Annotated in this window: 13 protein-coding genes; 8 read left to right on the top strand and 5 right to left on the bottom strand. The window is 63.1% G+C overall.

The annotated features are described in order from the left end of the window. Positions 1-81: 81 nt before the first annotated feature. The 4 genes from mch to DZG07_RS08400 are packed head-to-tail and all read right to left on the bottom strand — an operon-like array spanning position 82 to position 4,049. Positions 82-1,038, bottom strand: coding sequence for a methenyltetrahydromethanopterin cyclohydrolase (gene mch / locus DZG07_RS08385; RefSeq protein ID WP_119815909.1), 957 nt, complete (start codon positions 1,036-1,038; stop codon positions 82-84). Next, the gene (locus tag DZG07_RS08390) at positions 1,035-2,165 is read right to left on the bottom strand and encodes an ATP-grasp domain-containing protein (protein WP_245429603.1); all 1,131 of its coding nucleotides are present in this window, start codon (positions 2,163-2,165) and stop codon (positions 1,035-1,037) included. Before DZG07_RS08390 ends, mch begins: the two co-directional genes overlap by 4 nt. After that, a complete protein-coding gene (locus DZG07_RS08395; protein WP_119815912.1) occupies positions 2,143-3,039 on the bottom strand; it encodes an NAD(P)-dependent methylenetetrahydromethanopterin dehydrogenase in 897 nt (298 codons plus the stop codon). The genes DZG07_RS08390 and DZG07_RS08395 overlap by 23 nt, the downstream gene beginning before the upstream one ends. Before the next feature lie 41 nt (positions 3,040-3,080). Next, a complete protein-coding gene (locus DZG07_RS08400; RefSeq protein ID WP_119821524.1) occupies positions 3,081-4,049 on the bottom strand; it encodes a beta-ribofuranosylaminobenzene 5'-phosphate synthase family protein in 969 nt (322 codons plus the stop codon). A gap of 160 nt (positions 4,050-4,209) precedes the next feature. Here DZG07_RS08400 and DZG07_RS08405 point away from each other — a divergent pair, with 160 nt between their 5' ends. The 5 genes from DZG07_RS08405 (at position 4,210) to DZG07_RS08425 (ending at position 9,107) form a co-directional block, all read left to right on the top strand. Next, positions 4,210-4,602, top strand: coding sequence for a 4a-hydroxytetrahydrobiopterin dehydratase (locus tag DZG07_RS08405; protein ID WP_119815915.1), 393 nt, complete (start codon positions 4,210-4,212; stop codon positions 4,600-4,602). 98 nt (positions 4,603-4,700) lie between these two features. Continuing rightward, entirely contained in the window at positions 4,701-5,780 is a 1,080-nt protein-coding gene (locus DZG07_RS08410; RefSeq protein WP_119815918.1) for a tungsten formylmethanofuran dehydrogenase, read from the top strand. Next, complete coding sequence (locus tag DZG07_RS08415) at positions 5,774-7,405, top strand: formylmethanofuran dehydrogenase subunit A (RefSeq protein ID WP_119815921.1); 1,632 nt, start codon at positions 5,774-5,776, stop codon at positions 7,403-7,405. The genes DZG07_RS08410 and DZG07_RS08415 overlap by 7 nt, the downstream gene beginning before the upstream one ends. Continuing rightward, complete coding sequence (fhcD, locus tag DZG07_RS08420) at positions 7,393-8,301, top strand: formylmethanofuran--tetrahydromethanopterin N-formyltransferase (RefSeq protein ID WP_119815924.1); 909 nt, start codon at positions 7,393-7,395, stop codon at positions 8,299-8,301. The genes DZG07_RS08415 and fhcD overlap by 13 nt, the downstream gene beginning before the upstream one ends. Continuing rightward, positions 8,298-9,107 carry a formylmethanofuran dehydrogenase subunit C gene (locus DZG07_RS08425; protein WP_119815927.1) on the top strand — a complete coding sequence of 270 codons (810 nt, stop codon included), beginning with the start codon at positions 8,298-8,300 and terminating at the stop codon, positions 9,105-9,107. The genes fhcD and DZG07_RS08425 overlap by 4 nt, the downstream gene beginning before the upstream one ends. Positions 9,108-9,296: 189 nt before the next feature. Here DZG07_RS08425 and DZG07_RS08430 read toward each other — a convergent pair whose 3' ends face one another. Beyond that, entirely contained in the window at positions 9,297-9,710 is a 414-nt protein-coding gene (locus DZG07_RS08430; RefSeq protein WP_119815930.1) for a helix-turn-helix domain-containing protein, read from the bottom strand. 345 nt (positions 9,711-10,055) lie between these two features. Between DZG07_RS08430 and DZG07_RS08435 the strand changes: the two genes are divergently transcribed. The 3 genes from DZG07_RS08435 (at position 10,056) to DZG07_RS08445 (ending at position 13,854) form a co-directional block, all read left to right on the top strand. Next, positions 10,056-12,257 (top strand): heavy metal translocating P-type ATPase, encoded by a 2,202-nt coding sequence (locus tag DZG07_RS08435; RefSeq protein WP_245429604.1) that lies wholly within the window; start codon positions 10,056-10,058, stop codon positions 12,255-12,257. A 166-nt stretch (positions 12,258-12,423) separates the two neighbouring features. Further along, positions 12,424-13,401, top strand: a complete 978-nt coding sequence (locus DZG07_RS08440; protein ID WP_119815936.1) for a murein L,D-transpeptidase family protein — start codon at positions 12,424-12,426, stop codon at positions 13,399-13,401. Between the two features lie 105 nt (positions 13,402-13,506). Continuing rightward, positions 13,507-13,854 carry a hypothetical protein gene (locus DZG07_RS08445; RefSeq protein WP_119815939.1) on the top strand — a complete coding sequence of 116 codons (348 nt, stop codon included), beginning with the start codon at positions 13,507-13,509 and terminating at the stop codon, positions 13,852-13,854. Positions 13,855-13,898: the final 44 nt, after the last annotated feature.

Here is a 13,898-nt window from a genome sequence, read left to right on the forward strand (position 1 = left end):
GCCAAGTTGTTGTTTCGACGCGTGATCTTCGTTGCCGCAGTCTGCAACCTTTCGCGCGGGCTTTCGACCTGGCATCATGCGTCAGCCGAGGCTTTTTTCCAGCATTGCGAAATCGCGGCCGCCGCTTCGGAACGTATCGCCGGTCTCGATTGCCGTCACCAGTACCTGCGCCGGGCTGAACAGCAGCGGGTCGATGGCATAAAAATCGCCTTTGAAATGCTTGAAGATGTCGGCGAAGGGCCGGCCATGATCCCGCGAGGCGCTGCTCGGCAGTTTATCGGCAAGCGCCTGCGCATCCTTTGCCGTTCCGCGCACGAAAAGCTGTGCGACGCCACCGTATATGATGGCATCGTTGGTGCGGCCCATCGCGGTCAGGAAATCCGGATGGGGCGCCGGAATGGGGGCAGTGGCAACACCGTCGATGATATTGTCGAGCGGGAATTTGAGATCGTTGGCCTTGTGCAAGGCTACCTCAAGCACGCGGCTGACAATCTGCACCGCACCGGCAATGCTCTGGGTTGGCGCGTAGATGAATGTCAGTTTTTCGGGAGCGAGGCTTGTTGCCTTTGCCACCTTTTCGACGACCGATTCGGGTGGCGGCTTTGCGGTTTCCAGAATGATCACCGAAGCATTGGCGGTCTCGCGATAGGCGAGCGTGGAGAACAATGGCTCGACCCGCGCCAGCGCGCGAACAGGCCCGGAACCCATGGCGAAATACTCGCCGCTGGAAAGGTTCCAGCCGGCATACTGGCTGGCGAGGCAGGCCAGGACAGGTTGCGAGGAACGGACTTCGACATGGAGCGGCCACTTGTCCGAACCCTGGTCCAGATTGGTGGTGATGACGCCGAGCCCGCCCATGGCCGCCTCGGCCATGCGGAGACCGGCTTCGACACTGCCTTGCGCCTTTGCGCCGGCGTCGATCAGGCATTCGCCGAGAGGGCCTTTCGAAACGGAAACGCGCAAGCGCTCAGCATCGTGGATCATGTCCTGGACGATGCGTTGCGCATTGTCGTTGAGATATGCGGAACCGTCCTTCATGACGGGTCTCCTGCCCATTGGCGTTGCAATTCCCGCACGCGGCGGTTCAGGGCATGTTGGGCGACATGTGCACTGGGGCCGTTTGCGAAGATGGTGCAGACCGGATCACCGGCATCGAGGCTGGACCCGGCGGACTGGCGGTCGGCCACCCATTCGGGCCATGCCATCTGCGGAAAACTTGGGATCGGGCGGTCGGTGTAGGCAATCGTTGACGCCATGCAATCGGAAAAGCCGGGCAGGCGGGGCGCTTCGCCGCGCGAGGCGCGCAGATGAGCTTCCATCAGCGGTGCCTCATCGGTGTCGAAGATATCCAGCGTCGCGCCTGGGCGCGGATTGATTTCCAGAAGGTGATAGCCATTGTCGTTGCGAATGAAATCGGCGCTGCACAGGCCGACGAGGCCGGCTCGGGCGGTGAGTGCGGTCAGCCAGCCGCCAATCATTGCCGCATCCTTCCGGTCGAAGCGGCGTAGCCGTACCGCACCGCCATAGCGGTAGGGAGCGCCGGCGGTCGGCGACAGAAATTGGCGGCTGAAGCCGACGACGCGCGCGGAGCTTCCGTCGCCGACAAACAGCGCAGAGATGCTTTTGCCCGGAATGAAGCGCTGGAAATAGCGGCCGGCTTTTGCCTTCTCATTCTTCGCACGATGAATGTGCGTTCCGCCGGCGGCGCCTGCCGTCTTGACCAGCCAGTTCTCAGGATCAAGCGGCGGCTCGCGGCGCAGTTCCGGGTGCGGAATGCCGAGTGCCGCGCAATCGGCGGCGAAAGTCTCGGGGTCTTTTACCCGGCGAACAGCTTCGCCGCTGTTGCCGGCAAGCGGGAATTTCCTGGCGATCCGGTCGAGCGTGCCGGGCAGACGCTCGAAGCCCGAGCCGCAAACGACGGCGAGAGGCTCTTCACCGTCGGTGAGCTGCGAAAGCGTATCGATCATGCGCGCGCCGTCGATGCCGCTGTGCAGATTGCCCGGCAGCCTGATTGCGCGGTCCGCCAGTTCCACCGTGTCGGCATCGCAGAACATGTCGGCAACCAGCGCGCGATAGCCGGCGCGCCGCGCCGCCGTTGCGAGCGCACGGCCGGAAATTGCCGCGATGACCACGGCCTTGGAGTTATTTTGCGATCTCGCGGGCAAGGGAAAATGCGTCCTGAAAATCGAATGCGACCGGCTTCTTGGCGTCGATCATCTTCTGAAACAAACCGAACTCGGTCTTGTATTTGACATTGCCGATGGCGAGTGCGCCGATGCCCAGGGCGCTCGCACCATCGATCGGATCGCTGTTGGCGTTGACCGTGAGGCCTTCTATGCCGGCGGGTGGGACGGCGTTCACATCGGCCGCCAGCAACAGCTTTCCCGCCCCGTTCAACTGCGCTTTCGAAAGCACCTGGACGCCTGCCTTGGCCGCGGCCAGCACGACTTCGCTGGCTTCCAGGATCGCCGTCTTCTTGGCTTCGGATGAGCCGTCTTCGGCATGGACCTCGACGCCGAACCGACTCTTGATTTCCGCCGCGATCTTGCCGACGCGTTGCAAGCCGTCATGGCCGACGACCGTGACGTGCGCACCGTCCTTGGCAGCGATGACGGCGGTGCAAAAGCCGACGACGCCGGTGGCGCCGAAAACAGATATGCGCGTGTCCTTCAGCTTGCGGTCAAACTTCTTGTCCAGCGCCTTCTCGACCTTGGCGACCATGGCGGCAGCGGTGGTGAAGGAACCGGCCGGGTCTGCGAACACCGAAACCACGAAGGGCGGCACCATGGCCTGCTTCGCCGCGTCGAACATATCGAGTGCCAGCGAGACATCCTTGCCGGCAATGAAAATGCCGGTGTTGGCGCCCGCGTCCGGTGGACGCGAGAAGATGGCATCCTGAACGAGGCCGGTGACCTCGGCGAGCGTGACGCCGGTATAGGGCACCACAACGTCGAATCCGGCGTCCACCGCCATGTTGACGTCGAAGGGGCTCATCTGCCGGAGCGGCGTGAGCATGTGCAGAATGTGTTTGGTGGCCATGTGTGGTCTTTCCGACGTTTCGGGTGGTGCCCTTCGACGTCTCAACTCCCAACGAGGTCGAGTTCTGATGGCGCGATCTCCGCGCCCGAATTGCGGCCCCGGACAATCTTTATCTCCACGCCGGTTTCGGCTGTTCCGGCAGCGGCACGCACCATCGCTTCGGCGGCGTCCTGCGATGGCGCAAAGGCAAAACCTGTCGGCCCCCACGAACTCTGGCCAATTCCGACGGCACCGGCTTCTGCCAACCTGTTCGCAACGGCCTCCACCCTTTTGCTGGTGAAGACCCCGCCCTGTGCCGGCGCGAAGTAGGCACCGATGGTGGATTGGATCGCGGTTATGGCGGTGCCGAAGGCTGCGAGATTGTGCTCGATCATTGCCGGCATGACGCCCATCAGCACATGGCGGCAGATCTCGCCGGCACTCACTGTAGGGAAGGGCGGCAGCGCACGGAACGCCTCGATCTCTTCTGCGCCGTGAATGCCATTCAGGTGCGAATCCAGGATCAGCAGCACGCGCCAGTCGTCCGGGAAGGGCAGGCGGGCGATCACCGGCGGCTGCTTGCCGCTGTCGTCCTTGCCGGCATCGATGATCAGGCCGCCGCTTTCGAAGCTGGCGATGCCTATGCCGGAGCGCTCGCCGCGGCCGAGAAGGATCGCGTCGGTGCCGGTTTCCAGCGGCAGGCGATGCAGCGTGCGCAAGGCGGCCGCTACGGCGATGGCGATCTGCGTGCCGGAGCCGAGGCCGGCATGGCGCGGTATGGCCTGCTCGATCGAAAGCCGATGGTGCGATCGTAAGCCGAGATGCCGGGAGAGTGTCGCCAGATGCTCGGCCGCGCGAGCGCCGTCCGGCCCCTCGACGATTGTCTCGGCGGCGCGCGAAAGCGTCAGCACCATTTCCGGCTCGCTCAGGGGCAGCCCAAGGCTGCCGAAGCGCCGTACGGCTTCGCCGCTCAGATCGAGGAATCCGAGATGCAGTCGCGCCGGCACCTTTATCGTTACGGAATTAGACATCTGCCCCCATGTGGGTGCATCATACATGCATCACAGAAGTTTAGGTGCCCGCCATCATGATAACTGCTTTCATCGATGGAGCAAGCGGGGGGAGAGGATATCTCTGCTCTTTCCGCGCACGGAGAAGCAACGGCGTTCTGTGCAACAGGTGGAGACGGCAATGAGCGACGATGACGGAAAAGCCGCGAAAGAGCGGGTTTACTCCGAAGCTGAGGTTACCGAACGGCTGAAGAAGGACCTGCCGAACTGGCGCTACGAAAACGGCTGGATCAGGCGAAAGTACAAGACGCACAGCTGGAAATCGACGCTGATGGTGATCAACACAGTCGGCCATCTGGCCGAGGCCGCCTGGCATCATCCCGACATTGCAGCGTCCTATGCCTTTGTCGAAGTGAAGCTGATGAACCATGCGGCAAAGGGCATCACCGACAAGGATTTCGAACTCGCCCGGAAGATCGAGGATGTCGTGCAGTGGCAGCCGGCCAAGGAAGGCGGGGCGCTGGAAGGCACGCCGGCCACCGACCAGCGCTTCGCTTACGTCAAATACGACTGACGGCGCGGCAAAACGTCCGCACCCGGTTGTCTCGAGTGGGGTTTGCGCTCGAATTATTTTTAGCTACAGTCTGATCGGCACCAGAAAGTAAGCATTGCATGGCGGTTGCGTGGATCGGCGACCGGGATGTGCCTGTAGCGCAGGCGGCAAAGCATGCCGCCGGGCTTTTGGTGTCCAGTCTCAGTCCGGTTTTCAGTTTCGATACGGATGTGCATGGCACGCGCGCGGCGATCGCGCTCGCCGAGCGCGTCGGTGCGGCCTATGACCATATCGGCGGTGAAGCGCTGGCGCGGGAGACCGCGCTGTTCACCGACAAAGGCGGTATGTTCACCGCACCCGGCGAAACGCGGCGACGGGCCGATGTCGTCGTCATCGCAGGCAGCCTGCCTGCCCATCACCACGAGTTCGTCGCGGAACTCGCAAGCACGGCGCCCGATCTTGGCGGCGGTGCTTCCCGACAGTTTTTCCTGATCGGAGCCGAAACCAAGGCTCCATATCTCAGCAAGGTCAAGCCGATGCGGCTTGCCGTGGCGGGTGCAGGCATCGACGCCACGCTGGCGGCACTTCGGGCTCAATGCGCCGGGCGCGGGGTGGCCAAGCCGGTGTCGAATTTCGAGCGCTTTGCAAAGGCACTGGCTGAGGCAAAGTTCCCCGTCTTCCTGTTTTGCGGTCAGTCGCTCGATCTGCCCGGGCTGGACATGCTGCAGGGGCTGATTGCCGACATCAACCGCAAGTCGCGCGCCTCGGCGCTTCATCTTCCCGCAAGCGAAAGCGGCTGGGGCAGCACGCTCGCCTCGACCTGGATGACCGGGTTTCCCATGCGCACCGGTTTTGCGCGCGGGATGCCCGAGTTCGATCCGTGGTGCTTCGACGTGGCGCGGATGATTGCGGCAGGTGAGGCTGATCTGCATGTCTTGATATCGGCAAAGGATCGAATAGTGGCCGCGAAAGGGGTTTCCTTGATCGCATTGGCGAAGAGCAAGAAGCCCATCGCCGGTGCGGCAGTCACTATTTCCATCGGCGAACCGGGTATCGACCACGATGCCGTTGCCTGGTCGAGCCGGGTCGGCACGCTGGCCGCCGTCAAGGCGCAAGCCGCGACTGATTTGCCCGACGCCGCCACGGTCCTGCGGCTGATTGCCGAACACCTGCCTGACGGAAAGGCGCTGCCATGCTGACGCGGATCAAGGGCGGCGAGATCGTCGATCCCGTCAACGGACGGCTCGGCAAGGGCGATCTGTGGATCGAAGATGAGACGATCGTCGAGGCCCCCACCGGCAGGCGGGCCGACCGGACCATCGATGCCGCCGGCTGCGTCGTCATGGCCGGGGCTATCGACATCCATTCGCATATAGGCGGCGGCAATGTGAACACGGCGCGCCTGCTGTTGCCCGAGCATCACGCGGCGCACGCGCCGCGGCCTGCGGAAACCCCGCTTTCCAATGCGGGATGGTCGACCTTCCAGACGGGCTGCCTCTACGCCAAGATGGGGTTCACGACCGTGGTTGAGCCGGCGATGTCGCCCGGCAGCGCCTTGCATACGCATCTTGAGCTCGCCGATATCCCGATCATCGACAAGGCGACGCTGGCGATCCTGGGCAATGACGACTTCCTGCTGTCGATGATCCGCGACAAGGCGTCGTCGCAGATGATTGAGGATTACGTCGCCTGGACGGTTTCGTCGAGCCGGGCGCTGGGCGTCAAGGTCATCAATGCCGGGGCGGCCGCGGCCTTCAAGGAAAATGTGCGTACCTTCTCGCTGGACGATGTCGTGCCGTCCTACGGCGTCAGCTCGCGCAAGATCGTCAAGACGCTGCAGGCGGCTGTGACCAAGCTCGGCATTCCGCATCCGCTGCACGTCCATTGCAACAACCTTGGCGCGCCGGGTGCGGCGGACACCGCTGCCGCAACGATTGCCGCCGCCGAGGGTGTGCCGCTGCATCTGGCCCATCTGCAATTCTATGGCTACGGCACCGAGGGCAAGCGCCGCTTCTCGTCGGAGGGCGCGCGGCTTGCCGAGCTGGTGAATTCGACGTCGGAAGTGACCATCGACATCGGGCAGGTGATGTTCGGCCAGACGGTGACGATCTCGTCGGACGTGATGCGGCAGTTCACCTCGCGCGGCACGGCGAGCCCGAAGAAGACGGTTATCTTCGACGGCGACGGTAATGGCGGCGGCATCGTGCCCTATCGCTACCGAGACGATTTCTATGGCTCGGTCCAGTGGGCAATCGGGCTTGAGCTTTTTCTCCTGATCAACGATCCATGGCGCGTGTTCTTCACCACGGACCACCCCAACGGCGCGCCGTTCACCGCCTATCCCGATCTGTTTGCGCTGCTGATGAGCCGCGATGCCCGCAATGCTGCGGCGGCCAACCTTTCGCAAAAGGCGTTGGCCCTCACCACGCTCGGCTCGATCGACCGCGAATATACCTTCGAAGAAATCGCCATCATGACGCGGGCGGCACCCGCCAAGCTGCTTGGCTTGAAGGATCGCGGCCATCTCGGCGCCGGCGCGCTGGCCGACGTCGCGGTCTATCGCAAGGGCAAGGATATCGCGCAGATGTTCCGCGAGGCCGCCTTCGTCATCAAGAATGGCGAGGTGGTGGTCGAGGATGGGGCGATCAAGAATTATCGCTGGGGCAGGGCGCTGCGGCTCAACCCGCCACCGGACAAGGCGATGGTGCGGCGGCTGGAGGCCTATCATCAGGACCGCTACGGCCTGTCGCTCGACTGGTTCGATTTTCCCGATTCCGCCATCCGGCGCGATGAACCGTTCGGCGAGGTGTCATGCAACGCTTGATAGTCAACGGCGTGGCGATCGACGACACCTTCGCGGAAGCCTTCGGCATGCGCGCGACCGCCATCATCATCACCGGGCCGAACCGCAAATGGGCGCGGCAGGCGGCGATCTCGATGACCGGCTTCGCCACCTCGGTCATCGGCTGCGGCTGCGAGGCGGCGATCGATGTCGAGCTTCCGGCTTCGCAGACGCCGGACGGTCGGCCAGGCTGCCGGGTAATGATCTTTGCCGTCAGCACAGACGAATTGCAGAAGCAGCTGCAGAACCGGCTCGGCCAATGCGTGCTGACCTCGCCGGGCAGCGCCTGCTTTGCCGACCTGAAAGGCACGGCGGACCTTAAGCTCGGTTCGGCGCTGCGCTATTTCGGTGACGGCTGGCAGGTGTCGAAGAAGTTCGGCGGCAGGCATTACTGGCGCGTGCCGGTGATGGATGGTGAGTTCCTGTGCGAGGCGACGACCGGCCTGACCAAGGAGGCCGTCGGCGGCGGCAATCTGCTGCTGCTTGCCGAAAGCAATGCCAAGGCACTCGCGGCTGCGGAAGCAGCGGTTGCGGCAATCGAGAAGGTGCCGGGTGCGATCATGCCGTTTCCCGGCGGCGTCGTGCGTTCCGGCTCCAAGGTCGGCGGCAAATACAAGGGCATGACCGCCTCGACCAACGACGCTTTCGCGCCAACCTTGCGCGGCGTGGTGAAGAGCGAGCTCGATCCCGGCATCAATGCGGTGCTGGAGATCGTCATCGACGGGCAAACCAGCGATGCCGTGGCTGCCGCGATGAAGGCCGGGCTGGGTGCGGTCACGAAGCTCGGGCCGGCCAAGGGTGCCGCGCGCATCAGCGCCGGCAATTACGGCGGCAAGCTCGGCAAGTTCCACTATCATTTGAAGGATTTGCTGCCGTGAAAGCGCTGACCTTCACCCTTCGCGAAACGCCGCCGGAACGGCTCGATCTATCGCCGCTGACGCCTGAAAAGCTCGCCGGCATCGACAAGGGCGAGATCGGCAAGATCCGGCTCGGCATGTCGAAGCGTGCGCTGACGGTCGGTGATCTGTTCAAGGTTTCGGGCAGCGATCTGAAGAGCATCGTTTTCGAAGGTGGCAGTGAGCGGTTTGATCGTGTCGGCACCGGGCTTGTTGACGGCACGATCCGCGTCGTGGGCGATGCCGGCGCGCAGGCGGGGCGGCAGATGCGCGGCGGCTTGCTGACGATCGAGGGAAATACCGGCTCTCACGCCGGCTCATGCATGCGCGGCGGGCGGCTGGAGATCACGATCAATGCCGGCGATCATCTCGGCGGGCCGCTGGCCGGCGAACTCGCCGGCATGAATGGCGGCATGGTGATCGTGCGCGGACGCGCAGGCGCTTTTGCCGGCGACCGGATGAGGCGCGGCGTGGCGGCGGTGTTGAAAGGCTGCGGCGAGTATGCCGGGGCGCGGATGATTGCCGGGACGCTGGTCGTCACTGGCGGTGTCGGGGGATTGCCGGGCTATCTCATGCGGCGCGGTTCGATCCTGCTTGATCGCGAGCCCGCAGAGCTGTCGCCGAGTTTTGTGGAATGCGGTGCGCCTGACAGCAGCTTTGCGTCGGTCATGGATCGCTATCTGGTGACGGACGGTATCTTGAAGCGGCCGCTGCTCGGCAAGGCGCCGGGTAAGTTCGGCGGCGATAATGCGGTGTTCGGGACGGGCGAGATTTTGTTTCGGCGGTAGAGATTGATGCTGAGAGGTTGGCGCTGCCCCTCATCCGACCCTTGGGCCACCTTCTCCCCGTAAACGGGGAGAAGGAAGAAACGGCAACGTTGCGGCCAGCCATCCTCTCCCCGTCACTATACGGGGGAGAGGATGCCGGCAGGCAGGTGAGGGGCAGCACTGACCTGAAACCAGAGACACTCTAGAGCTCTAATGCTCATGCTCGCAAAGATCGTGGTTCGCCAGCGCCTGGATGACGTAGCAATCCTTGACCTGGTCGCCGTGGCAATGGCTTGTGATGCGCTCCAGTTCGCTTTCGAGCCGCTTCAGCTTCTCGATCTTTGCGCGCACCGCCAGCAGTTGCTCGGCAGCGATGCGGTCGGCCTCGGCGCAGGGCTGCTCGGGGTGGGCGCTTAGCTCGATCAGTTCGCGGATCGCCTCGATGGTCAGGCCGAGGTCGCGGGCGTGGCGGATGAAGGAGAGGCGGTCCCGTTCCTCGCGCGTATAGCGGCGCTGGTTGCCTTCGGAACGCTCGGCGGCCGCAATCAACCCCATCTGCTCATAGTAGCGGATGGTCGGAATTTTCACGCCGGTTCTGCGCGACAGGTCGCCGATGGTCAGCATTTTTGACTCCCTAAATAGCTCTAGTCTCTGGAGATGTGGAGCCTTTCCTAGCTCAGGTCAAGCACACGGCGCAGATCTGAGTGCCGGAAGTGAAAACATGAAAAAATGGCAAAAAGCCTCTTGTAGCTCTAGTTGCTATAGATGTTACGCCGCTTCTGAATGAACAGGAGCCGAACCATGTCTGCCCGGAAAACTACCCACTCTCACGCCGCTGAACCTGCGTCCTGCTGCGGTCATGACCATTCCGGGCATGCGAAAATTATCGAACATTCGCACAAGCACGATGACCATGGGCATTCCCATAGCCATGACCACAAGCATGATCATGACCACGATCACGGTCCGTTGCCGGAAGCGCCGACTGCGGCGCAGAAGGCCTCGGGACGCAGCTTTCGGGTCTTCGGCATGGATTGTGCCGAGGAAGTGGCAACGCTGAAGACGGCGGTTGGGCCGGTTGTTGGCGGTGACAGGCACCTTGCCTTCGACGTGCTCAACGGCCGCATGACCATTCTCGACAGCGCCGGTTCGGTGCGAGATGCCGCGATCGTCTCGGCGGTGGCTGCGACCGGCTTGAAGGCCGAACCGTGGCAGGAGGGCGCACCGCCGGCCAAGGATGCGCGGCTTGGCGAACAGAAGCTTTTCACCACTCTCAGCGGCATCTTCCTGCTCGCCGGCTTTGCCGTGCATGTCGCGACGTCGCCGGGTCAGTCTTTCCTGGAAATCATGGGCGGTCATCACACCGCTGGCACGCCGCTGGCCGAGCAGGCGGCACTGCTGCTGTCGGTCATCACCGGCGCGCGCTTTGTCGCTATCAAGGCATGGTATTCGCTGAAACGCCTGTCGCCCGACATGAACCTGCTGATGATGGTCGCGGTAGCCGGCGCGCTGATCATCGGCGAATGGTTCGAGGCGGCAACCGTCGCCTTTCTGTTTGCGCTGTCGCTGCTGCTCGAAAGCTGGAGCGTCGGGCGGGCGCGAAACGCCGTCTCGGCGTTGCTCGATCTGGCACCGCCGGTGGTGCGGGTCAAGGACGCCAATGGCGAGCGCGAAGTGAAGGCAGCCGAGGTTGCTGTCGGCAGCCGCTTCATCGTCCGCGGCGGCGATCGCATCGCGCTCGACGGGCGCATTGTCTCGGGCACGAGTGCCGTCAATCAGGCGCCGATCACCGGCGAGAGCATTCCGGTTTCGAAAGAGATAGGCGACGAGGTGTTCGCCGGCACCATCAATGGCGACGGTCTGCTCGAAGTCGAATCCACCAAGGCGGCCACCGACACGACGCTGGCGCGCATCATCCGCATGGTGTCCGATGCGCACAGCCGCCGCGCCGCTGTGGAGCAGTGGGTCGAGCGTTTCGCGCGCGTTTACACGCCCGCTGTCATGGTGCTGGCGCTGCTGGTTTTCGTGGTGCCACCACTGTTGTTTGGCGGGGCATGGGGCGCGTGGTTCTACAATGCGCTGGTGCTGCTGGTCATTGCCTGCCCCTGCGCGCTGGTCATCTCGACGCCGGTCTCCATCGTGGCTGCTTTGGCTTCCGCGGCGCGCAACGGCGTGCTCATCAAGGGCGGCACTTTCATCGAACTGCCGGCCAAGCTCACGGCGCTCGCCATGGACAAGACCGGCACGCTGACGAAGGGCGAGCCGCAGGTGACGCGCGTCATTCCGCTTTCCGGCCATTCCGAGGAAGAGTTGCTGCAACGGGCCGGCGCGCTCGAAGCGAGAAGTTCGCATCCGCTGGCGCAGGCCGTCACGCAATATCTCGCTGCAAAGCAGGTCAAGGCGGTTGCTGCCGAGGACGTGAAGCTTCTGCCGGGCAAGGGCGTGCAAGGTTCGTTCAATGGCAAGACCTACTGGCTGGGCTCCTGGCGCTATGTGGTGGAGCGCGGGCAGGCGGACGATGCGGTTGCGGCGCGAATTGCTGAGCTGGAAAGTGCCGGGGCGACAACGGTCGTCATCGGCAATGACGAGCATCTTTGCGGGATCATCGCACTTGCCGACACGATCCGGCCGGAAGCAAAGGCGATCCTGTCGGCGCTTCGCGCCGAGGGCGTGAAAGAAGTCGTCATGCTGACCGGCGACAACCGCGCCGCCGCAAACGCGGTTGCGCAGGCTGTCGGCATCGACACGGTGCGGGCGGAATTGTTGCCCGAGCAGAAGGTCGAGGCGATCGACGCGCTGACCAAGCGCCATGCGATGGTTGCCATGATCGGCGACGGCGTCAACGACGCGCCGGCCATGGCGCGCGCGCATTTCGGCATTGCGATGGGTGCGATCGGCAGCGATGCGGCGATCGAAACGGCGGATATCGCGCTGATGACGGACGATCTCTCCAAGGTGCCGTGGCTGATACGTCACTCGAGGCGGGCGATGTCGATCATCCGCCAGAACATTGTGTTTGCGCTGGGCGTCAAGGCGCTGTTCGTGGCCTTGACCGCATTCGGCATCGCCACGATGTGGGGCGCGATCGCTGCCGATGTCGGCGCTTCACTGTTGGTCGTCGGCAATGCGTTGCGCCTGCTCAATGCAGGAGAGAAACGGGTGCAGGGCTGACCGCCATCAACTCTTCGTTAATCATGCTGACCAAGAATGGCAGCGATGTTATGAACCGCCATGCCCGCAGTTCTGCCACACAATTGTGGCAGGTCGGGGCTGGGTGACGGGTTTCCTTGGACGGATCGGGTTGGATTTGCTGCGTAGATTTGCGATTCTTTTGGCGATGGTGGTGCTCTCGGCAGTCCTTTCGGGCTGCGTTTCGAGTGTGCTCGACGTCGACAAGAGAGCGATCCAGCCGATACCGGCCAAGCTGATGGGCCAGATGAATGCCAAGCAGATGAAGCCGTCGGATCCGATCCTGGTGCGCATCTTCAAGCAGGAAAGCGAACTGGAGATCTGGAAGCGTACGCGCAGCGGTCGCTACGCGCTGCTGAAGACTTATCCGATGTGCCGCTGGTCCGGGAAGCTCGGGCCGAAGGTGCGGAATGGAGACCGTCAGGCGCCCGAAGGTTTTTACACCATCTCGGTGTCGATGCTTAATCCGAAATCGCAATATTACCTGTCATTCAATCTCGGTTTCCCGAACCGGCTTGAAAGCGCACTCGGCTATACTGGCGAGGCGCTGATGGTGCATGGCGCCTGCTCGTCGTCGGGCTGTTACGCCATGACCGACGATGGCGTCGCCGAAATCTACGCCGTCGCCCGCGAGGCGCTGAAGGGCGGACAGACATCCTTCCAGGTCCAGGCCTTTCCGTTCCGTATGACGGCGCAGAATATGGCAAAGTACCGCAGCGATCCAAACATCGAGTTCTGGAAGAACCTCAAGGAAGGCTACGATATTTTCGAAGTGTCGCGCCGCCAGCCGACGATTTCCGCCTGCGGACGCCGCTATGTCTTCGACGCGCAGTTCGAGGGCGGCGAGCCTGCCGATCCACTGGCTGCCTGCCCGCCCATGACGACGATGGAAGAGCCGGCCCTGCTCGCCAAGCGTGACGCCGAGATGCGCGCCATGGAGACGGCGATGACCACCAGCACGCCGGTTGCCGTTCATGCCTATTCGGATGGTGGCATGCATCCGAGCTTCCGGGCCATCCTGCAGCGCAACGGCGCCAAGGAACTCGCCAAGAAGACGTCGCGCACGCTGGTGCCGATCAGCCGACCCGATGCAGCGCTCGCCGATCCGCACACTCCGGGCGATTGACTTCGGGACAAGCCAAGCCGCTGATTTGACTGCCATTCACGTCTTTTTGATCGAGCGCTAACCAGTCGGACAGGGTTTTCATCGATAGTACGAAGCATGGGTAACATGCTGCTGCGATGCGTTGTGGGTTTCGTCGTGGCGCTGGTCATGACGATGCATGCCGGCGCAGCGGGTCGCATTGCATTTTCCGCTTCGCCCCATGAATCGGCACGGCCATGCGCGAAGGCGCAGCTCGCGGAGGCTGTTCTATCGGACGGCCAAACGGACGGCGATGAGCAGGAAGGCCGTCCGCCGCGCAAGACGTTCTGCAAGATAGACATGACCCATATTGTCGACGAGCCGGACGAAGCCGCGGTTCCGGCGGTACCTCTGGCGCGTCCGTTGGACGATTCACCTGCGGTTGCCGCCATATGGCCGGTTTCAGACAAGCCGCCGAACCTTCGAAGCTGCTGATCATCAAATCAAATTCGTGATCCAGGTCTTCGAAGGGGTAAGAC

This window comes from Mesorhizobium sp. DCY119, from assembly GCF_003590645.1.
GTDB lineage: Bacteria > Pseudomonadota > Alphaproteobacteria > Rhizobiales > Rhizobiaceae > Mesorhizobium_M.

What these genes read in the sequence shown, in the direction of transcription:
- mch (WP_119815909.1), bottom strand. Translation starts at nt 1,038, where the DNA reads ATGAAGGACGGTTCCGCATATCTCAACGACAATGCGCAACGCATCGTC.
- DZG07_RS08395 (WP_119815912.1), bottom strand. Translation starts at nt 3,039, where the DNA reads ATGGCCACCAAACACATTCTGCACATGCTCACGCCGCTCCGGCAGATG.
- DZG07_RS08400 (WP_119821524.1), bottom strand. Translation starts at nt 4,049, where the DNA reads ATGTCTAATTCCGTAACGATAAAGGTGCCGGCGCGACTGCATCTCGGA.
- DZG07_RS08405 (WP_119815915.1), top strand. Translation starts at nt 4,210, where the DNA reads ATGAGCGACGATGACGGAAAAGCCGCGAAAGAGCGGGTTTACTCCGAA.
- DZG07_RS08410 (WP_119815918.1), top strand. Translation starts at nt 4,701, where the DNA reads ATGGCGGTTGCGTGGATCGGCGACCGGGATGTGCCTGTAGCGCAGGCG.
- DZG07_RS08415 (WP_119815921.1), top strand. Translation starts at nt 5,774, where the DNA reads ATGCTGACGCGGATCAAGGGCGGCGAGATCGTCGATCCCGTCAACGGA.
- fhcD (WP_119815924.1), top strand. Translation starts at nt 7,393, where the DNA reads ATGCAACGCTTGATAGTCAACGGCGTGGCGATCGACGACACCTTCGCG.
- DZG07_RS08430 (WP_119815930.1), bottom strand. Translation starts at nt 9,710, where the DNA reads ATGCTGACCATCGGCGACCTGTCGCGCAGAACCGGCGTGAAAATTCCG.
- DZG07_RS08440 (WP_119815936.1), top strand. Translation starts at nt 12,424, where the DNA reads ATGGTGGTGCTCTCGGCAGTCCTTTCGGGCTGCGTTTCGAGTGTGCTC.
- DZG07_RS08445 (WP_119815939.1), top strand. Translation starts at nt 13,507, where the DNA reads ATGCTGCTGCGATGCGTTGTGGGTTTCGTCGTGGCGCTGGTCATGACG.